Source organism: Streptomyces sp. NPDC017520 (genome assembly GCF_044329855.1).
In the GTDB taxonomy this organism is placed as follows: domain Bacteria; phylum Actinomycetota; class Actinomycetes; order Streptomycetales; family Streptomycetaceae; genus Streptomyces.
In genome coordinates this window covers 214616-235960 of sequence record NZ_JBIRKB010000002.1, presented here as the reverse complement: position 1 = coordinate 235960, position 21345 = coordinate 214616, and the positions used below count along the sequence as shown (strand labels likewise).

Annotated in this window: 23 protein-coding genes; 13 read left to right on the top strand and 10 right to left on the bottom strand. The window is 73.1% G+C overall.

All coding sequences use genetic code 11. The annotated features are described in order from the left end of the window. Window positions 1-160: 160 nt before the first annotated feature. Complete coding sequence (locus ACH4KB_RS05145) at window positions 161-1072, bottom strand: rhomboid family intramembrane serine protease (RefSeq protein ID WP_219609527.1); 912 nt, start codon at window positions 1070-1072, stop codon at window positions 161-163. A 143-nt stretch (window positions 1073-1215) separates the two neighbouring features. Between ACH4KB_RS05145 and ACH4KB_RS05140 the strand changes: the two genes are divergently transcribed. The 4 genes from ACH4KB_RS05140 to ACH4KB_RS05125 all read left to right on the top strand — a co-directional run bounded on the left by ACH4KB_RS05140 (window position 1216) and on the right by ACH4KB_RS05125 (window position 3770). Beyond that, complete coding sequence (locus ACH4KB_RS05140; protein WP_398063709.1) at window positions 1216-1965, top strand: vWA domain-containing protein; 750 nt, start codon at window positions 1216-1218, stop codon at window positions 1963-1965. Next, a complete protein-coding gene (locus tag ACH4KB_RS05135) occupies window positions 1962-2525 on the top strand; it encodes a HutD family protein (protein WP_398063708.1) in 564 nt (187 codons plus the stop codon). The genes ACH4KB_RS05140 and ACH4KB_RS05135 overlap by 4 nt, the downstream gene beginning before the upstream one ends. 109 nt (window positions 2526-2634) lie before the next feature. Beyond that, window positions 2635-3102, top strand: a complete 468-nt coding sequence (locus tag ACH4KB_RS05130; RefSeq protein WP_398063707.1) for a GNAT family N-acetyltransferase — start codon at window positions 2635-2637, stop codon at window positions 3100-3102. Window positions 3103-3236: 134 nt separating this feature from the next. Further along, window positions 3237-3770 (top strand): pyridoxamine 5'-phosphate oxidase family protein, encoded by a 534-nt coding sequence (locus tag ACH4KB_RS05125; RefSeq protein WP_398063705.1) that lies wholly within the window; start codon window positions 3237-3239, stop codon window positions 3768-3770. Between the two features lie 43 nt (window positions 3771-3813). Here the strand turns inward: ACH4KB_RS05125 and ACH4KB_RS05120 are convergent, their stop codons facing one another. Further along, complete coding sequence (locus ACH4KB_RS05120; protein ID WP_398063703.1) at window positions 3814-4797, bottom strand: acyl-CoA dehydrogenase family protein; 984 nt, start codon at window positions 4795-4797, stop codon at window positions 3814-3816. Continuing rightward, window positions 4797-5942: an acyl-CoA dehydrogenase family protein gene (locus ACH4KB_RS05115; protein WP_398063701.1), complete on the bottom strand. Its 1146-nt coding sequence runs from the start codon at window positions 5940-5942 to the stop codon at window positions 4797-4799. The genes ACH4KB_RS05120 and ACH4KB_RS05115 overlap by 1 nt, the downstream gene beginning before the upstream one ends. Before the next feature lie 129 nt (window positions 5943-6071). Between ACH4KB_RS05115 and ACH4KB_RS05110 the strand changes: the two genes are divergently transcribed. The 5 genes from ACH4KB_RS05110 to ACH4KB_RS05090 all read left to right on the top strand — a co-directional run bounded on the left by ACH4KB_RS05110 (window position 6072) and on the right by ACH4KB_RS05090 (window position 11078). Continuing rightward, window positions 6072-6854 (top strand): SDR family oxidoreductase, encoded by a 783-nt coding sequence (locus ACH4KB_RS05110; RefSeq protein ID WP_398063699.1) that lies wholly within the window; start codon window positions 6072-6074, stop codon window positions 6852-6854. Between the two features lie 42 nt (window positions 6855-6896). Next, window positions 6897-7508, top strand: a complete 612-nt coding sequence (locus tag ACH4KB_RS05105; RefSeq protein ID WP_398063697.1) for a TetR/AcrR family transcriptional regulator — start codon at window positions 6897-6899, stop codon at window positions 7506-7508. Window positions 7509-7563: 55 nt separating this feature from the next. Next, the gene (locus tag ACH4KB_RS05100) at window positions 7564-8721 is read left to right on the top strand and encodes an acetyl-CoA C-acetyltransferase (protein ID WP_398063695.1); all 1158 of its coding nucleotides are present in this window, start codon (window positions 7564-7566) and stop codon (window positions 8719-8721) included. A 287-nt stretch (window positions 8722-9008) separates the two neighbouring features. After that, the gene (locus ACH4KB_RS05095; protein WP_003969786.1) at window positions 9009-9212 is read left to right on the top strand and encodes a cold-shock protein; all 204 of its coding nucleotides are present in this window, start codon (window positions 9009-9011) and stop codon (window positions 9210-9212) included. 198 nt (window positions 9213-9410) lie between these two features. Further along, the gene (locus tag ACH4KB_RS05090) at window positions 9411-11078 is read left to right on the top strand and encodes a DEAD/DEAH box helicase (protein ID WP_398063693.1); all 1668 of its coding nucleotides are present in this window, start codon (window positions 9411-9413) and stop codon (window positions 11076-11078) included. Between the two features lie 239 nt (window positions 11079-11317). Here ACH4KB_RS05090 and ACH4KB_RS05085 read toward each other — a convergent pair whose 3' ends face one another. From ACH4KB_RS05085 to ACH4KB_RS05070, 4 genes are read right to left on the bottom strand one after another with little or no spacing between them, the layout of a single operon-like run. Further along, window positions 11318-12427, bottom strand: coding sequence for an NAD(P)H-dependent flavin oxidoreductase (locus ACH4KB_RS05085; protein ID WP_398063691.1), 1110 nt, complete (start codon window positions 12425-12427; stop codon window positions 11318-11320). Next, entirely contained in the window at window positions 12427-13176 is a 750-nt protein-coding gene (locus ACH4KB_RS05080; protein WP_398063689.1) for a CoA-transferase subunit beta, read from the bottom strand. The genes ACH4KB_RS05085 and ACH4KB_RS05080 overlap by 1 nt, the downstream gene beginning before the upstream one ends. Next, complete coding sequence (locus ACH4KB_RS05075; protein ID WP_398064638.1) at window positions 13173-14030, bottom strand: CoA transferase subunit A; 858 nt, start codon at window positions 14028-14030, stop codon at window positions 13173-13175. Before ACH4KB_RS05075 ends, ACH4KB_RS05080 begins: the two co-directional genes overlap by 4 nt. Before the next feature lie 36 nt (window positions 14031-14066). Next, window positions 14067-14810, bottom strand: coding sequence for an enoyl-CoA hydratase family protein (locus ACH4KB_RS05070; RefSeq protein ID WP_398063687.1), 744 nt, complete (start codon window positions 14808-14810; stop codon window positions 14067-14069). A gap of 121 nt (window positions 14811-14931) precedes the next feature. Here ACH4KB_RS05070 and ACH4KB_RS05065 point away from each other — a divergent pair, with 121 nt between their 5' ends. Continuing rightward, window positions 14932-15864, top strand: coding sequence for an SDR family oxidoreductase (locus ACH4KB_RS05065; RefSeq protein WP_398063685.1), 933 nt, complete (start codon window positions 14932-14934; stop codon window positions 15862-15864). Here ACH4KB_RS05065 and ACH4KB_RS05060 read toward each other — a convergent pair. Beyond that, window positions 15861-16064: a hypothetical protein gene (locus ACH4KB_RS05060; RefSeq protein ID WP_398064689.1), complete on the bottom strand. Its 204-nt coding sequence runs from the start codon at window positions 16062-16064 to the stop codon at window positions 15861-15863. The genes ACH4KB_RS05065 and ACH4KB_RS05060 overlap by 4 nt on opposite strands. 116 nt (window positions 16065-16180) lie before the next feature. Here ACH4KB_RS05060 and ACH4KB_RS05055 point away from each other — a divergent pair, with 116 nt between their 5' ends. From ACH4KB_RS05055 to ACH4KB_RS05045, 3 genes are all read left to right on the top strand, one after another. Continuing rightward, window positions 16181-17986 (top strand): FG-GAP-like repeat-containing protein, encoded by a 1806-nt coding sequence (locus ACH4KB_RS05055; protein WP_398064636.1) that lies wholly within the window; start codon window positions 16181-16183, stop codon window positions 17984-17986. Window positions 17987-18177: 191 nt separating this feature from the next. Then, complete coding sequence (locus tag ACH4KB_RS05050) at window positions 18178-18936, top strand: VOC family protein (RefSeq protein WP_398063683.1); 759 nt, start codon at window positions 18178-18180, stop codon at window positions 18934-18936. Window positions 18937-18989: 53 nt separating this feature from the next. Continuing rightward, on the top strand, window positions 18990-19550 hold the full coding sequence (locus tag ACH4KB_RS05045) for a GNAT family N-acetyltransferase (RefSeq protein ID WP_398063681.1): 561 nt from the start codon (window positions 18990-18992) through the stop codon (window positions 19548-19550). A 15-nt stretch (window positions 19551-19565) separates the two neighbouring features. Here ACH4KB_RS05045 and ACH4KB_RS05040 read toward each other — a convergent pair whose 3' ends face one another. Next, window positions 19566-20324, bottom strand: a complete 759-nt coding sequence (locus ACH4KB_RS05040) for an ankyrin repeat domain-containing protein (protein WP_398063679.1) — start codon at window positions 20322-20324, stop codon at window positions 19566-19568. A gap of 30 nt (window positions 20325-20354) precedes the next feature. After that, entirely contained in the window at window positions 20355-21257 is a 903-nt protein-coding gene (locus tag ACH4KB_RS05035) for a hypothetical protein (RefSeq protein ID WP_398063677.1), read from the bottom strand. Between the last annotated feature and the right edge of the window lie 88 nt (window positions 21258-21345).

Here is a 21345-nt window from a genome sequence, read left to right as displayed (position 1 = left end):
TGGGCCACGCGGCCCGGGGGAGCCCCCACAAGACGTCCCGTACAACGGCGTACGGAACTGAACGCGGCGCCTGCCTGTCCCCGACCGGACTCCAGCGGGCGCCGTGGCGCGTCCGGGGCCGGGTCCCCGCTACGGGCCGCCCCGGCTACGGGGCCCGGCCTCAGCCGCCCGTCAGAGCCGAGGTCTTCAGCACCACCGCCACCGCGAACAGGCCCGCCAGCACCAGCCCGCCCGCGAGCTGGACCGGCCACACCCGGAGCTTCGCCGGTGCGAAGGCGAGCCCGTACGTCACCAGCGCCCCGGTCAGCAGCCCGCCCAGGTGCCCCTGCCACGACGTGAACGCGGCCGAGATCAGCATCCAGAGCAGGAATCCGGCCATGAAACGGTTGACGGCCGCCATGTCACGGCCGAGCCGCCGGTGGATGACCCAGTACGCGGCGGCCAGCCCGAAGACCGCGCCGGAGGCGCCGACCGTCGAGGTGTCCGGGGCCAGCAGGTACACCAGGACCGAACCGCCCACCGCCGACAGCAGATACAGCGCCAGATAGCGGGCCCGCCCGAGCTGGCCCTCCACCGCCCGCCCGATGTTCCACAGCGCGAACATGTTGAACACCAGGTGCATCACCCCGAACGAGGCGTCCGGCGGAAGGTGCAGGAAGGCCCCGGTCACCAGCCGGTACCACTCCCCGTCCGCGATGCCCGTCAGCTCGTACCCGGCGTACGTGTCACCCCGGTAGTAGTACTGTTCGCCGTCCGGCCCCGTGAGCGCCGCCCCGAGCACCGCGAACCGGTCCACGATCTCCGGCCTGACCACCTCGCCGATGTAGACCAGGACGTTGAGCGCCATCAGGACGTACGTCACGATCGGCGCCGTCGCCCGGGACACCGCACCGCCGAAGACCGTACGGGCCTGGCGCACCGAGCGCTGTCCCTCCTTCACGCACTCCACGCAGTGGTGACCGACAGCGGCCTCCCGCATGCAGTCCGGGCAGATGTAGCGGTCGCAACGGGTGCAGCGGACATACGTCTCGTAGGACGGATGGCGGTAACACGCGGTGGCGGCGGCCTCCATGGCCGGCTCCTTCACTGGGGGTCTGCAACGGGGCCGGTGGGGGCGGCGGCGATCAAGATAGCGAACCGGTGCGGTGGGCCATGTGCCCGGGGCCCGGCGGTGGCCTACGCTCAAGGTCCGCGGAGCACAGAACGGGGGCCGTCATGCAGGGTGCGAACACGGCCGTGGGCGCTGGCCCGGCCATCAGCCTCACCAAGGTGCGGGAGACGGCTCCGGCCCTGGTCGGCCACTACACGAGCGCCGGGATCTCACTGGAGAAGCACGGACTGGAAGGTCACCGAGCGGCCGTCTACCTCGTCCTGGACCACTCCGGCTCGATGAAGCCGTACTACAACGACGGCAGCGTCCAGGCGCTGGCCGACCGGGTGCTGGGCCTGTCGGCCAACCTCGACGACGACGGCACGGTGCCCGTCGTCTTCTTCTCCACCGACGTCGACGCGGTCACCGACATCGCCCTCGACAACCACCGCGGCCGGATCGACGAGATCCGGTCGGGCCTCGGGCACATGGGGAAGACCAGCTACCACCTGGCGATGGACGCGGTCATCGACCACTACCTCGACAGCGGCTCCACCGAGCCCGCCCTGGTCGTCTTCCAGACGGACGGCGGGCCGATCAACAAGCTCGCCGCCGAGCGCTATCTCTGCAAGGCCGCGAAGCTGCCCCTGTTCTGGCAGTTCGTCGGTTTCGGCAACACCCGCAGCAGCCAGTTCGACTTCCTCCGCAAGCTCGACGAGCTGGCCGTCCCCGCGAAGCGGGCCGTCGACAACGCCGGGTACTTCCACGCCGGCGAGGACCCCCGGAAGGTCCCGGACTCCGAGCTGTACGACCGGATCGTCGCCGAGTTCCCGCTCTGGCTGGCCGCCGCCCGGGAGCGGGGGATCGTCCGATGACGGTACGGATCCTGCGCGCCGCCGACCGTACGCCCTCCCCGTGGAGGAACGGCGGCGGGACCGTCCGCGAGATCGCCACCGGCCCCGAGGGCGCCGGGACGGACGCCTTCGACTGGCGGGTGAGCCTGGCGGACGTCACCGCCGACGGGCCGTTCTCCGCCTTCCCGGGCGTGGAGCGCGTGCTGACCGTGGTCGAGGGCGCGGGCATGGACCTCGTCGTCGGCGGCGAGCACCACATCGTCGACGAGCCGCTGTGGCCGCACGGCTTCCCCGGCGACCTGCCCACCGATGGCTTCCTGCTGGGCGGCCCCGTCGTCAATCTCAACGTCATGTACCGCAGGGCCCGCACGCGGGCGGAGACCGCCGTCGTCTGCGGCACGGTCCGCCTGCTGCCACCCGAGGACGGCGCGGTGCTGGCCGTCTCCCTCGACGACGGCGCGGAGCTGGAGGGCGGGGGCGTCCGGCTGGACCGCTATGACGCGGTGCTGGCGGCCGGGGCGTCGCCCGGGGTCCTGCGGACGATGGGCCAGGCGGTGCTGATCACCTTCTCGGACGCCTGACCGACAGGGGGCCGGGGAACGGTGCCCGGCGAGCACTGCCCGGTGGCCGGTGCCCGGCGGCGGGGAAACTCGGCTGCCGGTCTTCTCGCCTCGCGATACGGTCGCGCGCATGCCCGAAATCGCACCCGAACGCACCGTGATCCGTCGCTACGCCGCCGCTGACGAGAACGCGGCGGTGGACGTCTGGTCCCGGGCCGGCGTCCTGGCCCATCCCTTCATCCCCGGCGAGGGCGAGGGCGAGCGCGCCCGCAAGATGCGCGAGATCTATCTCGTCCACGCCGAGAACTGGGTCGCCGAGACGGACGGCCGTGTCGTGGCTCTCCTGGGCCTCCTGGACACCGAGATCGGCGGCCTCTTCGTGGCTCCGGAGGCACAGGGCACCGGGGTGGGCCGACGTCTGGTCGAACACGCGGCGGCGCTGCACGGCGCGTTGACCCTGGAGGTGTACGAGAAGAACACGGGGGCCCGGAGCTTCTACGCCCGGATGGGCTTCGTGGAGGAGAGCCGCCGCGTCGACGAGGAGTACGACGAGGTCATGCTGAGGCTCACCCGGCCGGCTCCGGAGAACCACGCCTGAGGCGGTGAGGCGGTGAGGCGGCGGGGCGGTGAGGGCGGTGAAGCGGTGCAGACGTTCGGCTCGCCGGAATTCGTCCGCCTGTCGCGCCCAAACACCGACAGGAGATGTCGGGTATCCGGTGTTCCATGGCACCCATGGCATCCACCACCTCTTCATCCCCCTCGCACGCGCCTGTCTCCTGGGACGGCTTCGCCGCCGCCGAACCCGAGTTCGCCGACACCGTGCGGCGCCGCTTCCGGCTCTACAAGCACCACGTCCTGGCCACCCTGCGGAAGGACGGCTCTCCCCGGGTCACCGGCCTGGAGGCCGACTTCCGCTTCGGTGAGCTGCTGCTCGGCATGATGCCGAACTCCCGCAAGGCCCTGGACCTGCGGCGCGATCCGCGCTTCGCGCTCCAGGCCAACCCCGGGCCCGACGCCGAGCTGAACGACGGGGACGTCCGCGTCAGCGGCCGGGCCGTGGAGGTCACCGACCCGCGGACGATCGCCCGCTTCATCGAGGAGGCGACCCCGCCGGAGCCCTTCCACCTCTTCCGGGCGGAGCTGACCGAGGTGGTCCGCATCGGGCTCGACGGCGAGGCGCTGGTCATCCGGTCCTGGCGTCCCGGGCGGCCGCTGCGCACCGTGCGCCGTACCGGCGACGACACCCCGCCGACCGACGTGTCCTGAACCGGGGCGGCGGTACGGGCCGGGAGCGGCGCACGCCCGGCCCTCAGCCCGCCAGCACCCGGGCCCGGCAGGCGGACGGCGTCCCCCAGGCGTCCCGCAGCGGCCGGGCCCGGCGCAGCCACCAGGCGAGGTCCAGCTCCTCGGTGTAGCCGACCGCGCCGTGCGACTGGAGCGCGGTGCGGGCCGCCGCGTACCCCGCCTCGCCCGCCGCCGCCTTCGCCGCCGCGACCGCCGCCCCCGCCCCGGCCGATCCGCCTGCCAGCTCCACCGCCGCCCCGTACAGCAGCGGGCGCGCGAACTCCAGGCCGAGCAGGGTGTCCGCGAGGCGGTGCTTGACCGCCTGGAACGACCCGACGGGCACCCCGAACTGGGTGCGCTGCTTCACGTACGCCACGGTCGCCCGCAGCAGCTCCTCCCCGCAGCCCAGCGCCAGGGCCGCCGTAGCGAAGGAGGCCCAGTCGCCCGCCGCCCGCGCCGCCTCGCGCACCCCGGGACCGGCCGCCGCCACCGCGCCGCCCGCCTCCGGCCGGAACAGCCGCCGCGCCGGATCCGCCGACGCCGACGGCTCCCCGGGCCCCGGCGCGAGCCGCAGTTCGTCGCCGTCCACCGTGAACACCGCGTCCGCCGCGTCCGCGTCCAGGGCGTACGGCCCGTGCCCCGCCAGCCGCAGCGAGACAACGGCCCCGGAGGCGATCCGGGGAAGCCACTCCTCGGCCGCCGGCCCGCCGGCTCCCCCCAGCAGCACCCCGGCCGCCAGGGTCTCCGCCACCGGTCCGGGCACCGCGTGCCGCCCCAGCTCGACGCAGGCGACGGCCGTCTCCACGGGGAGCGGCCCGAGACCCCCGTACGCCTCCGGCACCGCGAGCGCGAACACCCCCGCGTCCGCGAGCCGCCCCCACAGGGCCCGCCCCGGCGCGTGGTCCCCGGCGGCCCACGCCCGCAGGACCGACGGGGTGCCGGCCGCCGTCAGCATCGCGTCCAGCGACCGGGCGAACTCCCGCTGCTCGTCGTCGAGGAGGAAACGCATCAGCGCCGTCCCTTCGGCAGGCCGAGCAGCCGCTCGGCGATGATGTCCCGCTGGATCTCGTTGGTCCCGGCGTAGACGGGGCCCGCGAGCGCGAAGACGTACCCCTGTGCCCACGCCGTGTCCGCGAGCTCCGCGTCCGGGCCCAGCAGATCGAGCGCCGTCTCGTGCAGCGCGATGTCGTACGTCGACCAGAACACCTTGTTCAGGCTGGACTCGGGCCCCAGCGAGGCCCCCGCCGCGAACCGGGCCGCGGAGGCGGCGGTGAACAGCTGATACGCCCGTGCCCCGATCACCGCGTCCGCCACCCGGTCGCGCAGCGCCGTGTCCGCCGGGTCGCCCGCCTCCCGCCAGAGGTCCTTGAGCCGGTCGGCGGCGGCCAGGAACCGGCCGGGGGAGCGGAGGGTGAGGCCGCGCTCGTCGCCGGTGGCCGACATGGCGATGCGCCAGCCCCGCCCCGGCTCCCCGATGACGTCCGCGTCCGGTACGAAGACCTCGTCGAGGAAGATCTCGGCGAACGCGGGCTTGCCGTCCAGCCGCCCGATGGGACGCACGGTGACCCCCGGCTCCGACAGCCCGAACATCAGATACGTCAGCCCCTGATGCGGCTTCGAAGCCCCGGGGTCGGTGCGGAAGATACCGAAGGCCCGGTCCGCGAACGCCGCCCGCGAGGACCAGGTCTTCTGCCCCGACAACAGCCAGCCGCCGTCCGTGCGCACCGCCCGCGACCGCAGCGCCGCCAGGTCCGACCCGGCCTCCGGCTCCGACCAGGCCTGCGCCCAGATGACCTCGCCGCTCGCCATGGTGGGCAGCACGCGGGCCCGCTGCTCGGCCGTGCCGTGGGCGAGGAGGGTCGGGGCGAGGAGACTGATCCCGTTCTGCGAGACCCGGCCCGGTGCACCCGCCGCCCAGTACTCCTCCTCGAACGCCAGCCAGCCGAAGAGATCCGCGCCCCGGCCCCCGTACTCCTCCGGCCAGGAGACCGCCGACCACCGGCCGGTCCCCAGCAGCGCCTCCCACTCCCGGTGCGCGGCGAACCCCTCCTCGGTCTCCAGGGAGGGCAGCGGCCGGGCCGGTACGCGGTCCCGGAGCCAGGCCCGGGCCTCGGCCCGCAGGGCTGCTGTCCGTGCCGTCTGCGCCAGATCCATGAAGCACCCACCTTCCGTCCGGTCGGCACCGTAGCCGTCGCCATAGCCGTCGCCGAGAGTGTTCCCTAACAAGTGTTTGGTAGGTTAACGTACGGCCCACAGACCGTCGAGAAGCCGGGGGACCGGGCCATGGGCACACCGCCGTACCTGCCGGGACACGGACTGCTGGCCGGCCGCACCGCCGTCGTCACCGCCGCCGCCGGAGCCGGGATCGGCGGCGCGACCGCCCGTCGCTTCCTGGAGGAGGGCGCCCGCGTCGTGATCGGCGACGCCCACGCCCGCCGGCTGAAGGAGAGCGCCCGCGCCCTCGCCGACGAGTTCGGCACCGACCGCGTCACCCACCTGACCTGCGACGTCACCGACGAGGACCAGGTCGGGGCCCTCTTCGCCCACGCCGAACGCGCCCACGGCGGCCTCGACATCGTCGTCAACAACGCGGGCCTCGGCGGCACCGCCGAACTCACCGAGATGACCGACGACCAGTGGACGCGCATCCTCGACGTCACCCTGAACGGCACCTTCCGCTGCACCCGCGCCGCCCTGCGCTCCCTCAAGGCCGCCGGAACCGGCGGAGTCCTCGTCAACAACGCCTCCGTCGTCGGCTGGCGCGCCCAGCGCGGCCAGGCCCACTACGCCGCCGCCAAGGCCGGCGTCATGGCCCTCACCCGCTGCGCCGCCGCCGAGGCCGCCGACTACGGCGTACGCGTCAACGCCGTCGCCCCCAGCCTCGCCATGCACCCCCACCTGGCCAAGGTCACCTCCGCCGAACTCCTCGCCGAACTCACCGGGAAGGAGGCCTTCGGCCGGTACGCCGAACCCTGGGAGGTCGCCAACGTGATCGTCTTCCTCGCCAGCGGCTACTCCTCGTACATGACCGGCGAGGTCGTCCCCGTCAGCAGCCAGCATGCGTGAGCACATGCGCGAACACACCGACCCCGGGCGGACAATGGCCGGGTGCCTACCAAGAAGAAGCCCCAGGTGACCCCCACGCCGGAGCGACGCCGTGAACTGCTCGCCACCGCCGCCGAGGTCTTCGCCGCCCAGGGATACAACGCCACCACCGTCCGCCGGATCGCGGACGAGGCCGGGATGCTCGCGGGCAGCCTCTACTACCACTTCGATTCCAAGGAATCGATGATCGACGAGATCCTCTCCACCTTCCTCGACGAGCTCTGGCGGGGCTACGACACGGTCCTGGAGGCCGGCCTCGGCCCCCGCGAGACCATCGAGGCCCTGGTCACCGAGTCCTTCCGGGAGATCGACCGGCACCGCCCCGCCGTCGCGATCTACCAGAAGGAGTCCAAGCACCTCGCCACCCAGCCGCGCTTCGCCTACCTCGTCGAATCACAGACGAAGTTCGAGAAGGCCTGGCTCGGCACCCTGGAACGCGGCGTCGCCGAAGGCGCCTTCCGCGACGACCTCGACATCCGCCTCACCTACCGCTTCGTCCGCGACACCGTCTGGGTCGCGGCCTCCTGGTACCGGCCCGGCGGACACCACAGCCCCGAGGAGATCGCCCGTCAGTACCTCTCGATGGTGCTCGACGGAATCGCCCTGCGTACGTAACCGGCACCCGGTAGCCGGTACCGGTCCACCCCGAGCGCACCGAGGAGCAGCAGCCATGGCCGAGGCCTACATCGTCGAAGCGGTACGCACCCCCGTCGGGCGGCGCAAGGGCGGCCTCGGGGCCGTCCACCCCGCCGACCTCGGCGCGCACGTGCTGAAGGAGCTGATCGCCCGCTCCGGAGTCGACCCGGCGGCCGTCGAGGACGTTGTCTTCGGCTGCCTCGACACCGTCGGGCCGCAGGCCGGCGACATCGCCCGTACGTCATGGCTCGCCGCCGGACTCCCCGAGGAGGTCCCCGGCGTCACCATCGACCGGCAGTGCGGCTCCTCCCAGCAGGCCCTCCACTTCGCGGCCCAGGGCGTCCTCTCCGGCACCCAGGACCTCGTCGTCGCGGGCGGCACCCAGAACATGACCCAGATCCCCATCGCCTTCGCCTCCCGGCAGGCCGCCGAACCCCTCGGTCTCACCCAGGGCCCGTACGCCGGCAGCGAGGGCTGGCGCGCCCGCTACGGCGACGCCCCCGTCAACCAGTTCCACGGCGCCCAGCTGATCGCCGAGAAGTGGGACATCAGCCGCCGGGACATGGAGGAGTTCGCCCTCACCTCCCACCACCGGGCACTCCGCGCCATCGACGAGGGCCGCTTCGCCCGCGAGACCGTCGCGTACGGGGACATCACCACGGACGAGGGGCCGCGCCGCGACACCACCCTGGAAAAAATGGCCGGTCTGCGACCTGTCGTGGAGGGCGGCACCATCACCGCGGCCTGCTCCTCCCAGGTCTCCGACGGGGCCGCCGCCCTGCTCATCGCCTCGGAGCGGGCCGTCGCCGAACACGGGCTCACCCCGCGTGCCCGGGTCCACCACCTGGCCGTACGGGGCGAGGACCCGATCCGGATGCTCTCGGCCCCGATCCCGGCCACCGCGCACGCCCTGAAGAAGACCGGCCTCACCCTCGACGCCATCGACCTCGTCGAGATCAACGAAGCCTTCGCCCCGGTCGTCCTCGCCTGGCTGAAAGAGACCGGTGCCGACCCCGAGCGGGTCAACGTCAACGGCGGAGCCATCGCGCTGGGCCACCCGCTCGGCGCGACCGGGGCCCGGCTGATGACGACCCTCCTGCACGAACTGGAACGCACCGGCGGCCGCTACGGGCTCCAGACGATGTGCGAAGGCGGCGGACAGGCCAACGTCACCATCGTCGAGCGGCTCTGAGAGCCCGGCCCCGGGCCCGCCCGTGCCCCCGGCGGACCCCGCCCGTACACCCTCTGGTCAGCCAAGTGTTCCCTCCGGTGGTGCGGCAAGATCCACCGCCGGAGGAGAGGACGTGCTAGGGTGTTTCCCGTTGCAGTTTTGGTACCCATGAACTTTATGTGCGCCTGACGGGAATGCTTCCTCAGGCGCTTTATTGTTTTCCGGCTTCTCCGGGTGGGGCTCAATGCGGCGACTTGGAATCCGTAAAGTGCGGGTTCTCGGCACTGCACCTCTTTTAGGAGAATGACATGGCTACTGGAACCGTGAAGTGGTTCAACTCGGAAAAGGGCTTCGGCTTCATCGAGCAGGACGGCGGCGGCGCCGACGTCTTCGCCCACTACTCCAACATCGCCACCTCGGGCTTCCGTGAGCTCCAGGAGGGCCAGAAGGTCTCCTTCGACGTCACGCAGGGCCAGAAGGGCCCGCAGGCGGAGAACATCGTCCCGGCCTAATTGCCGGACGCGTACCTCGCTGACCGGGGCCCGCACCGTGAAGGTGCGGGCCCCGGTTTGTGCTGTCCGAGCGACAACCCGTCGCAACAAACCCGTTCTGTGCGCACATCCTGGGGGCGCACCCGGACGGTCGGGCCGGCACATCGCAGTAAACCCATTCGGCAGTTGCCCAGGAATCCCCCAGGAGGGCAATTCCGTATGACCAGCTCCGAACGCCAGGACCGCACCCCCCGCTCGCGACCGGCCCGTGGCCGAGGCCGCGGCCAGGGCGCCGGAACCCACGGCACCCAGGCTCCCGCGAACGGCCGGGGCGGCGCACCCCGCTCCAAGGTCCAGGGCGGCTCCAAGCCCCCGGCCCGCCGCCGCGCCACCCCGCCGCAGGGCGAGTTCGCCCTGCCGGAGACCGTGACCCCCGCGCTGGCCGCCGTCGACGCCTTCGCCGACCTGGACATGCCCGCCGGGCTGCTGAAGACCCTCGCCGCGCAGGGCGTCACCGAGCCGTTCCCGATCCAGGGCGCGACCCTGCCGAACTCGCTGGCCGGCCGTGACATCCTCGGCCGCGGGCGCACCGGCTCCGGCAAGACGCTCGCCTTCGGCCTGGCGCTGCTGGCCCGCACCGCCGGACGCCGCAGCGAGCCGCGCGCCCCGCTCGCCATGGTCCTCGTCCCCACCCGCGAGCTGGCGCAGCAGGTCACCGACGCGCTGACCCCGTACGCGACCGCCGTGAACCTGCGGATGGCCACGGTCGTCGGCGGCATGTCGATCACCAAGCAGTCCGCCACCCTGCGGCGCGGCGCCGAAGTGCTTGTCGCCACCCCGGGCCGGCTCAAGGACCTCATCGAGCGCGGCGACTGCCGCCTGGACGAGGTCTCCATCACCGTCCTCGACGAGGCCGATCAGATGGCCGACATGGGCTTCATGCCGCAGGTCGTCGCCCTGCTCAAGCAGGTCGAGGCGGACGGACAGCGGATGCTGTTCTCCGCGACCCTCGACAAGAACATCGACCGGCTCGTGAAGATGTTCCTCACCGACCCGGTCGTGCACTCCGTCGACCCGTCCGCCGGCGCGGTCACCACGATGGAGCACCACGTCCTCCACGTCCTGGACGAGACCGACAAGAAGGCCGTCGCCACGAAGATCGCCGCCCGCGAGGGCCGGGTGATCATGTTCGTCGACACCAAGCGCGCCGCCGACCGCTTCGCCAAGCGGCTGCTCGCCAGCGGTGTACGGGCGGCCGCCCTGCACGGCGGGCGCTCGCAGCCGCAGCGCAACCGGACGCTCGACCAGTTCAAGAACGGGGAGGTCACCGCGCTCGTCGCGACGAACGTCGCGGCCCGCGGCATCCACGTCGACGACCTCGACCTGGTCGTCAACGTGGACCCGCCGACCGACCACAAGGACTACCTCCACCGCGGCGGGCGCACGGCGCGCGCCGGGGAGTCCGGCAGCGTCGTCACGCTGGTGCTGCCCGAGGAGAAGCGCGAGATGACCCGGCTGATGCAGGACGCCGGCATCGCGCCGCGCACCACGCGGGTCACCTCCAGCGACGCGGAACTGGGCCGGATCACGGGGGCCCGCGAGCCGTCGGGCGTCGCGATCGTGATCGAGGTGCCGCAGCCGACGCCGCCGAAGCAGCGGGCCCGGTCGGGCGGTTCCGGCACCGGCTCCGGCGGGGGAGCGGTGCGCTCCGGCAGCCGGGGACGTGGCCGGCGCGGGTCCGGTGCGGGTGCCGGGGCCGGCGGTGCGGGTGGCGGCGCGGCACGCTCGGGCGGGGCCGCGCGCTCCGGTGCCGGGGCGCGCTCGGGCGGCGAGTCCCGTGGCGCCGGGCGCTCCGGCGCGCCTGCGCGGGGGCGCCGGGCCGCGTAGGGCCACCCACTTCAAGCCGTCCGGCGATTGAGGACCGGGCCACCTCTGGGCGTCCGGCGATTGAGGACCGGGGGCCGGGGCAGAGCCCCGTGAGCCCCGGGCCGGGGCTCTGTCCTCAAGCGCCGGACGGGCTGGGTGGTCGCGGACAGGTTGGATGCGGCCGCCGGGCTGTTGGTATCGGCCGAGAGCCTGCCGCGGGCGGCCCGGGTGTGACGGGGCGCTGCCCCGGCCCCCGGTCCTCACGCGCCGGACGGGCTTGAGCTGGCCGGGCCGTGACCTCGGGCGCCGGACGGGCTGGAAGGGGCAGAGGCGCCCAGCACCGTGAGGGTCGCCTCCGCCTCGGCCACGATCCGGTCCACCAGCTCCGCCACACCCGGCAGGTCCTCGATGAGGGCCGCGACCTGGCCCGAGGCCATGATGCCGAGGTCCGTGCGGCCGTCGACCATCGACGCCCTCAGCAGCACCGGGGCGTTCGCCGCCAGCAGCACCTGGCTCCAGCTCAGCTCCTTGCCGTGCCGCATCGCCAGGCCGTCGCGGACCATGCCCGGCCAACTCAGGCCGGAGATCCGGCGGAAGCCGGACGCCCGGCGCAGCGCCCGGTACAGGGAGCGCAGCCGGCCCGCACCCTCCAGTTCCGCCACCATCTCCGTACGGAGCATCCGGTGCGGGAGGCCGTCCACCGCCCTCGTCAGGATGATGTCCTTGGCGGTCGCCGCCAGATAGCGGGCCTTCACCGCGTCCGGGACCGTCGAGTCCGAGGTCAGCAGGAACCGGGTCCCCATCGCGACGCCCGCCGCCCCGTACGCCAGCGCCGCCACCAGGCCCCGGCCGTCGTGGAAGCCGCCCGCCGCGACCACCGGGATGTCCACCGCGTCGACGACCTGCGGCAGCAGCACCGTGGTGGCGACCTCGCCGGTGTGGCCGCCGCCCTCGCCGCCCTGCACGATCACCGCGTCCGCGCCCCACGCCGCGACCCTCTCCGCGTGCCGCCGGGCCCCCACGGACGGGACGACGACCACGCCCGCGTCCTTCAGCTCCGCGATCAGCTCCCGCGACGGGGCGAGCGCGAACGACGCCACCCGCACGCCCTCCTCGACCATGATCCGGACCCGCTCCCGGGCGTCCCCCGCGTCCGCCCGCAGATTCACCCCGAACGGCGCGTCCGTCCGGAACTTCACCTCCCGTACGGCCGAACGCAGTTGGTCCGGTGACATGGTCGCCGACGCGAGGATGCCGAGCGCCCCGGCCCGCGCGGTCGCGGTGACCAGGCGGGGGCCCGCCACCCAGCCCATCCCGGTCTGCACGATCGGGTGCCGTACGCCGACGAGGTCGGTGAGGGCGGTGCGCATCAGGACCGGACCTCCCGGTCCCGGGTGCGGGCCGGGTCGACGACCTCGCGGATCAGGGCGAGTTCGGTGGGGGAGGGGGCGCGGGTGTCCGGGACGCCGTCCGGGACCGTGAGCGCGAAACCCGTCGCTTCCCGGACCTGGTCCACCGTGACGCCGGGGTGGACCGAGGCGAGGCGCATCGAGCGGTCGGGCGTCGCGAAGTCGAAGACGCCGAGATCGCTGACGACCCGGGGGATGCGGTGGAAACGGGTGGCCGACGGACCCGCCGCCCTCGCGCTGTCGTGGCCGACCCCGCAGATCATGTCGACGCGTTCGACGAAGACCCGGGGGGAGTGCCGGGGGACCCAGTAACTCACCGGATTGTTCAGGGTGTTGACGGGAGCGCCACGGACACCCAGCAGCTGCCGCGAGGGCTGTTCCCAGTCGCCGATGCAGGAGATGTTCTGGTTGCCGAAGCGGTCGATCTGGCTCGCGCCCATCATCACGTGCCGCCGCCCGCCGGTCACCAGGGCCAGGTGCCTGCGGTAGGGCAGCCAGCCCTCCGCCTCACCGTCCGGGCCGACGAGCGTCGCCTCGCCGTCCGTGAGCAGCAGGTCGGGGGCGAAGGTCAGCCGGGCCAGCCGCGCCCCGGCCGACGGCACGGCGCCCATCGGGCTGGCCAGGATCTCGCCGTCGCCCCGCCACGCCTCCGCGCACGCGATCACGCAGTACTCGGCACGGGTGATGTCCCCCCTCGTGGACGCGTTCAATTCTGCTCCTCGTGCCAGGTGCGGACCGCCTGCTGGTAGCCCTTCTCGTCGCCGTCCGGCGGCAGGAAGCGGGCTGCGAAATCCGCCCACGCCGCCGGGTCCGCCGCAGCGGCCGCGTACGCCTTCTGGAACGGCTCGTCACGCGGGTGGTCGGGTACGCAGGAGGTGAAGTGCGCCCCGCCCGGCGTCTCCACCACACCGGCGACCGAGTGCCGTTGGACGAGGAGGGTCTGCGGGGCGATGGAGTTCTCGGTCAACTCCCTCGTACGCACGATGCGTTCGCAGGAGACGTACGCGGCGTCCGCCGCTTCGCAGAACAGGTCGTCGAAGTACGGGTCGGGGCCCAGGTACTGGCCGTTGCCGAGCCGGTCCGCCCGGTTGAGGTGGACCAGCGCCGCGTCCATCCGCAGGGCCGGCATCGCCACGAACTCCTCGCCGTCCTCGTACGGTGAAGTCACCGTGCGCAGATCGGGGTTGACCCGCATCACGTCCGAACCGATGCCCGCGCGAACCGGCAGGAAGGGCAGCCGGTTCGCCGCCGCGTGCAGTCCCCACATGAACATCGCCTCGTCGATCTCCGTCAGCGCGAACGCCCCCCGCTGCCTGGCCGCCCGGTAGTGCGGCTCCAGCGGGATGGAGTCGAGCGTCACGAACGCCGTGACCAGACGGGCGATCCGGCCCGCCGCGGCCAGCAGTCCCACGTCCGGGCCGCCGTAGGAGATCACCGTGAGATCGGTGACGGGCGACCGGAGCAGCGCCCTGACCAGGGCCATCGGCTTGCGGCGCGACCCCCAGCCGCCGATCCCGATCGTCATGCCGCTGCTCAGTCGGTCGACGACCTCCTCGGGTGTCATCGTCTTGTCGCGCGGACGAGGGGAACTGGTCACGGTTCAGGCCTCCTTGCCGAAGGTGTCGCGGACCCGGGAGGCGGTCCCGGCGAGGTTCGCCTCGAAGGTGAACCCCTGCTCGAAGCGGTAGCTGCGCTGTACGTCGACGGGGTCGATGCCGTTCAGTGCGGCTTTCGCGAGCCGCAGCAGATGGCCGTCCTTGGCGGCGATCTCGGTCGCCAACTCCAATGCGTTCTCCGCCAGTTCGCGGGCGGGGACCACCCGCCAGACCGAACCGTGGGCGAGCAGTTCGGTCGCGGTGACCGTGCGGGAGGTGTAGTACAGCGTGCGCATCAGGTGCTGCGGGACCAGCCGGGCCAGGTGGGTCGCGGCGCCGAGCGCGCCCCGGTCCAGCTCCGGCAGGCCGAAGACCGCGTCCTCGCTCGCGACGATCGCGTCGGCGTTCCCGGCGAGTCCGACCCCGCCGCCCAGGCAGAACCCCTGCACCGCCGCGACGACCGGGACCTCGCAGGCGTACACCGCGGCGAACGCCTCGGCGCAGCCACGGTTGGCGCCGATCAGGGCCTCGTGCCCCGTATCGCGCTGCAATTCCTTGATGTCGACGCCCGCGTTGAAGCCGCGCCCGGCGGCGGCCAGGACGACGCAGCGGGCCCCGGGGTCGCGGCCCGCCGCCCGGACGGCGTCCGCCAGGTCGTACCAGCCCTGGACGGGAAGCGCGTTGACGGGCGGACGGTCCACGGTGACGACGCGCACGCCGTCCGAGGGGCAGGCGGTGGAGACACTCATCGGAGGATCAGCTACCTTTCCACCAAACATTTGTTAGGTGGACGGTAGCAGTCGCACCCCCGGCCGCCAACCGGCCGTCAACCGTCGACCGTCAACCACCGCTCGATCATGGGGAGATGAGATGACCGCACCCATCGCGCACCGTGCCGGACTCTGCGTGGACCGGGTCGTCGCCGTCACGGGCGCCGGGCGGGGGCTCGGCCGGGCCCACGCCCTGGCCTTCGCCGCCGAAGGGGCGCGCGTCGTCGTCAACGACCTCGGCGTCGGACCTGACGGGGGCGGGGGATCCGCCGGCCCGGCCCGGGCGGTCGTCGACGAGATCGTGGCGGCGGGCGGCGAAGCCGTCGTGCACGGCGGCGACATCGCCACGGCCGAGGGCGCGGCCTCCCTGGTCACCACCGCCGTGGACGCCTTCGGCGGCCTCGATACCCTGGTCAACAACGCGGGCTTCCTGCGCGACCGGATGCTCGTCAACCTGGACGAGGACGACTGGGACGCGGTGATGCGGGTCCACCTCAAGGGCCACTTCCTGCCCCTCAAGCACGCCGCCGCCCACTGGCGGAACGAGGCGAAGGCGGGCCAGGCGCCGGTCGCCCGGGTGATCAACACCAGCTCCGGCGCCGGGCTCCTCGGCAGCGTCGGCCAGGGCAACTACGCGGCGGCCAAGGCCGGAATCGTGGCCCTGACCCTGGTCGCGGCGGCCGAGCTGGGCCGGTACGGGGTCCACGTCAACGCCCTCGCCCCGGCGGCCCGGACCCGGATGACCGAGCGGACCTTCGCCGAGACGATGGCGGCCCCGGGGGAGGGGGAGTTCGACGCCATGGCCCCCGCGAACGTCTCGCCCCTCGTCGTCTGGCTCGGCTCCGCCGCGAGCGACGGCGTGACGGGCCGCGTCTTCGAGGCCGAGGCGGGCCGCATCACCGTCATGGAGGGCTGGCGCCCCGGCCCCACCGACGACCGGGGCGCGCGCAGGTCCCCGGCCGAGGCGGGGGAAGCGGTGCGCCGACTGCTGGCGGAGGCGGAGGAGCCGGGGCGGGTCTACGGGGCGTCCTAGGTGTACTGCCCTGTGAGGTTGGGGACGCGGCTGGCGGGCGGTTTGCCTGCGAGCGGGGTGTGTCCGCGGTGGTGATGGGAGGTGTGCGGTCGGCCGGGGAACGCGTCGCGCCAGGTGCGGATCTCGCTGCGGGCGAGGCGGGAGTGGTCGTCGGCGGCGGTGTTGACGTAGCTCTTGGCGGCCAGGTCGTCGAGGATCACGGAGATCGGGACGAACTGTCCTCTTCGCGCTTGAGATGATCTGCCGCTTGAGATGATCTGCGGGCGTCCGGGTCGCTTCGGGCCTGGACATCAGGGGAGGAAAAGCGTTGAAGAGAGTGACAACGGCGATGCTGCTACTGGCCGTCGCCAGCGGCTTGCTGCTCGGCGCGCCGGTACAGGCGGTACAGGCGGTACAGGCGGCACCGGCGGCACCGGCGGTCGAGACGACCGCGGCAGCCCGGACGGCACAGGTGACCTCGCCATACCCGGGGGAGACGCGGGTCATCACCTGGAACATATGCGGAGAGGCCGGCAGCCCCCGCGGCGCGGCGGGCTACTGCGCCTACCGCAACGAGCCCGACCGCAAGGCGGAGCAAGTCGCCCAACTGGTCACCGAGCACCAGGCGAACGTGGTGATGCTCCAGGAGGTCTGCGGCTACGACGAGGCCACACCCGAGACCGAGCGCCGTGCCAACTGGCGCAAGAGCCACATGGCGCTCCTGAAGGAACGTCTCGGCGCCGGATGGTCGTTCGCACACGCGCCCGGCAACCGTGAATCGGACCTGGACAGCCGCTGCCGCGGTGCAGCGCTCGGCGGCGACCTGGGCGTCCTGCTCGCGGTCAAGGGCACGTTCGACGGCCCCGTCGAGCGGGTCGAGACGGTGCCGGCCGACCTGTCCTCGCGCAACCTGCCCATGCTGTGCGCCCGGGTCACCGGCCTGACCGACAAGTTCTGCAGCGTGCACCTGATCCCCGACGAGTCGGCGATCGCCGCGCGCCAGTCCCGGACCATCGCCGCTCACCTCCAGGACGACATTCCGGTCGGTGTGGTGATCGGCGGCGACTTCAACCGCAACGCCGCGTCCGCCGAGCTTGCCCCCGTCACCTCGAAGCTGGACCGCTGCGTCAACGGCGACCACACCTACCAGTACTGGGCGTCCACCGCGGCCGCGCCCAGCCGCCACTGGCTCGACCACCTGTTCACCACCCCACGCGCCGACGGCCCCCGCTTCGTCCTCTGCACCGTCGACCAGTCCCGTATGGACCGGACCCGGAACACCGGCACCGAGGCGACCAACCCGCCGAACGGCTACTCCGACCACGCCCCCGTCATCGCCTACCTCCGCGAGGCGCCCGTCCCCGGCGACATGACCGGTGACGGCAAGCCGGACCTCCTGGCCACCGACGACCTGGGCAAGCTGCGCCTCTACCACGGCGAGGGGACCGGCGGTGTGCCCGGCGCCCACGACATCATCGGCACCGGTGGCTGGGGGAGCGCCTCCGTGACGCACCGCGGTGACTGGACGGGAGACGGCGCGGAGGACGTCGTCGCCCGGGTAGGCGGCGACCTACGCGTCTATGCCAACCGCGGGGACGGCTCGCTGGCCGCCCCCGTCGTGGTCGCCGGCGGCCTGCCCACGGACGCGAAGGTCGTCAGTCCCGGGGACGTCACCCGGGACGGCCACCCCGACACAGTTCTCTCCTACGACGACAAGCTCTGGCTCTTCGCGGGCGTGCGCGGCACCGCCCCGGCCGTAGCCGCCCCCGTCCTCATCGGCGGCAGCGGCTGGGACGTGATGACCCTCACGGCCCCCGGCGACGCCGACCGGGACGGCCGCCCCGACCTGCTGGCCCGCAACACGGCCAACGGTGACCTCTGGCTCTACCGGGGCCGCGACGGAGGAAGCTTCGACGACCGCACCCTCTACGGCCACGGTTACGGCCTCGTCAACCGTCCCTTGATCGCGGGGGCAGCCGACGCCGACGGCAACGGCGTCGCCGACATGTGGACCACGACGAACGAGGGCACCGGCACCCTGATGTTCTACGCCGGCGCGACTGGTGCGGCGGGCCGGCCGGTGGACGGCGAGCGCACTACGGTCGGTGCGAGCAGCTGGAGCACCATCCGGTCCGTCAGCTGACCCCAACACGGGCCACACCCCCCGCCCGTGACCCTTCGACCTCCTCGCCGTCGTCCGGGCTCGCGTGACCCGCACCGGCACCGGCCCCCGCACGTTCCCCGCGCCCCGCGCATCGCGTACGGCGCGGGGAACCCGCTTGCGAACACCCGCGGGCACCCGGTATCCAGCAGAGAAACACCTGGGGGCGCACGATGACGAGGCACGGCCCGATGAACGAGTTCTGCTGGATGGACCTCAAGACCCGCGACCCGTCCGGCACCGCCGCCTTCTTCTCCTCGGTGCTGGGCTGGGACTTCGCCGTGGACGAGGAGGACTGGCGGCGGGCCGTGAAGATCTCCGCCGGAACCTGCCGGATCGGCGGGCTGAGCGACCTCGCCCAGCCCGTGTACCCGCCCGGTACGCCGCCGCACATCGCCTACTACCTCGCGGTCGACGACGTGGACCACCGCACGGATCTGGCCGTGGCGAACGGTGCGCAGCTCGTCGTCGCGCCGTTCGACGCGGGGGACCAGGGCCGGATCGCCACGCTGATCGACCCGATGGGTGCCGTCGTCTCCCTCTGGCGGCCACGAGGGTTCGCCGGGTGGCCGGTATCGACCACGGCCGAGGGCACGCCCCACCACGCGGTCCTGGTCTGCGAAGACCCCGCGCGGGCCCGGGATTTCTACACCAGGACGACGGGCACGCCCCTCGGCCGGGCCTCCTTCCGGAAAGCCGGACCCGGCGGGACCGGCACAGGTGCGGGCGCCGCCACCGGCTCCGCACCGCAGTGGGAGCTGGCCCTCGCCGTGCACGATCCCGACGCGGTGATCCGCCGGGCCCGTGCCCACGGGCCGGACCTCGTCACCCTCGCCGGGCAGGGCGGTCGCCGTGTCGCGCGGCTGCGCAGTCCGGAGGGGCTGACGTTCCTGATCCAGGCTCGGCACCAGGGCTACGGCCCGGACCGTTGACGCCCGCGCATATCGGGTGGCGCGGCCCGGTCGCCGACTGTGAGGATCGCCGTATGCGCATCTTCCTGGAGACCGACCGGCTCGTCCTGCACCCGGTCACGGAGGCCGACGCCCCCGACCTGCTCGCCCTCGACAGCGACCCCGCCGTCATGAGGTACATCAACGGCGGCCGGCCGACGAGCCCCGAGGACATCCGGGACCGGACCCTGCCGAAGCTCCTCCACGATCACGCGTGCACCGGAAGCCGTGGCTTCTGGGCCGCGCGGGAGAAGGCGACCGGCGTCTTTCTGGGCTGGTTCGAGCTCCGGCCGCTGGACGACCACGACCCCGCCGTCGTCGAGCTCGGCTACCGGCTGAACCGTGCCGCCTGGGGCCGTGGTTACGCCACCGAGGGCGCGCGGGCCCTGGTCGACAAGGGGTTCACCGACCTCGGGGTCCAGCGGGTCACCGCCAACACCATGGCCGTCAACACGGGATCCCGGCGCGTGATGGAGAAGACGGGGCTGACCTTTCTGCGGACCTACACCGAGGACTGGCCGGAGGCCATCGAGGGCTCCGAGCACGGCGAGGTCGAGTACGTACTCACCCGTGAGGCCTGGGAGCGAGGCCGGTAAGGACTCCGGCGGCGACTACGACGACGGCCCGCCCAGCAGGTCCGCGATCTCCCCGTGTCCCGTGTGCTGGTCCGTGCCCGCCGACGGCGCCCCGTCCCTGAGCAGCTCCACCGCCACCGTCTCCTCACCGTCCCTGCGGTCGCGGAGCGTCACCGTCTCGATATCGGAGCCGTACGACTCCTCCAGCCGCCGCCGCAACTCCCGCTCCGGATCGAGGGCGGCGATGCGCCGCGCCTCGGCCAGCGCGAGCGCGACCACCGCCTCCTGCCCCGCCGCCCCCGCACCGTGCGCGAGCAGCGCCCGTACCGTCCGCACCGATCCGCGCTGCGCCGCCAGCACCAGCATCGCCTCGCCCCGGGGGCCCGGCAGCAGCGGGTCCGCGCCCCCGGCGAGGAGCACTTTCACCGTCGGGGCGTGCCCCAGACCGACCGCCCACCGCAGCGCGGTGAAACCGAACTCCTCGCGCAGATCCGGCCGGGCCCCGGCGGACAGCAGCGCCTCCACCACCTCGGTGTGCCCGCCGCACGCCGCACCGCACAGCGGCAGGTCGCTCGCCCCGGGGCCGCTCGCCCGGTTCGGGTCGGCCCCGGCGGCGAGCAGCAGGCGCACGGCCTCCAGGAGGTCCTGCACCGACGCCAGATAGAGCGCCGTCGTGCCCTCCTCGTCGCTCGACTCGGCCGACGCGCCCGAGCGCAGCGCTCGTACGACCGCGTTCTCGTCCTCGTACAGCGCGTCGAACAGGTGTAGTTCGTCCCTGATCGGCTCGTTCGTCATGCTTCGATCCTACGGTGGCCGAAACAGTGCTCAGGTGTCGCATTCCAGGGCGGTCCGGCACAGTCCGCAGCGCGCGGTGAACCGGCCTCGGACGGGGACCCGGATGCGCTGGTGGCAGGTGGGGCAGGGGAACGAGACGCGCAGCCCCCGATCGCCGGTCTCGAAGGCGTACGGGACGTTCGGGTCCGGGCTCGTGCCGGGGTGGTCCTGGGCGTACCGCCGGTCCTTCGCGTAGCGGCGGCGGCCCGCCCAGCCCGCGGCGGTCAGCGGGGGCCTGCGCAGATCGTGCAGGGCCCGCTCCCGCCCCTTGGTGTACGCGGTGTACGCCTGGGGGCTGGTGAACCACGGGGAGGGGTCCTCACCGAAGGCGAACGCCCGCTTGGCCAGGACGTATCCGAACTCCTCGGGGGTGAGGTAGCCGAGCTTCTGACGGGACGTGGCGTCCTCCCGGAACGCGTCCAGCAGCAGCCAGCCCGCGCCGAGGTAGGCCGTCGTCGTGTCGGTCAGGATCTCGTTGGCGCGGGTGCCGGGGAACTCCAGGCCGAGCCGGTGCAGCAGCACATGGGTGACCTCGTGGGCGAGCGCCGCCCCGATGTCCCTGCGGTGGGTGCGGAAGCGGTCGTTGAGCTCGATGAAGTACTCGGGGCCGGCGGTCAGTTCCACGCTCGCCGCGTGCTCCATCGCCCGGAAGCCGACGATCATGCGGGCCTCGGGCAGATGGAGGTGCTGGACCAGGGAGCGCGCCACCCGCTGGGCCCCCAGATGCAGATCGTCGTGGTCCGCGAAGGCGGCGTCGACGGGCGGGAGGCTGGTGGCGTAGGCGTGGACGCCGTCCGCGGAGAGCCGCCGGTAGAGCGCGGTGATGGCGGAGCGGACCGTGTCCAGATGCGGAAAGCCATGGACGACGGGTGCGCCCGGAGGGCCGTTCGCCACGTCGGAACCCCCCTCCGTGACGGTCGACGGACCTCCACTGTATGCCGGGCCGGGGGAGGGGCCCCGGAAGCGCCCTGATCGGCTTGGC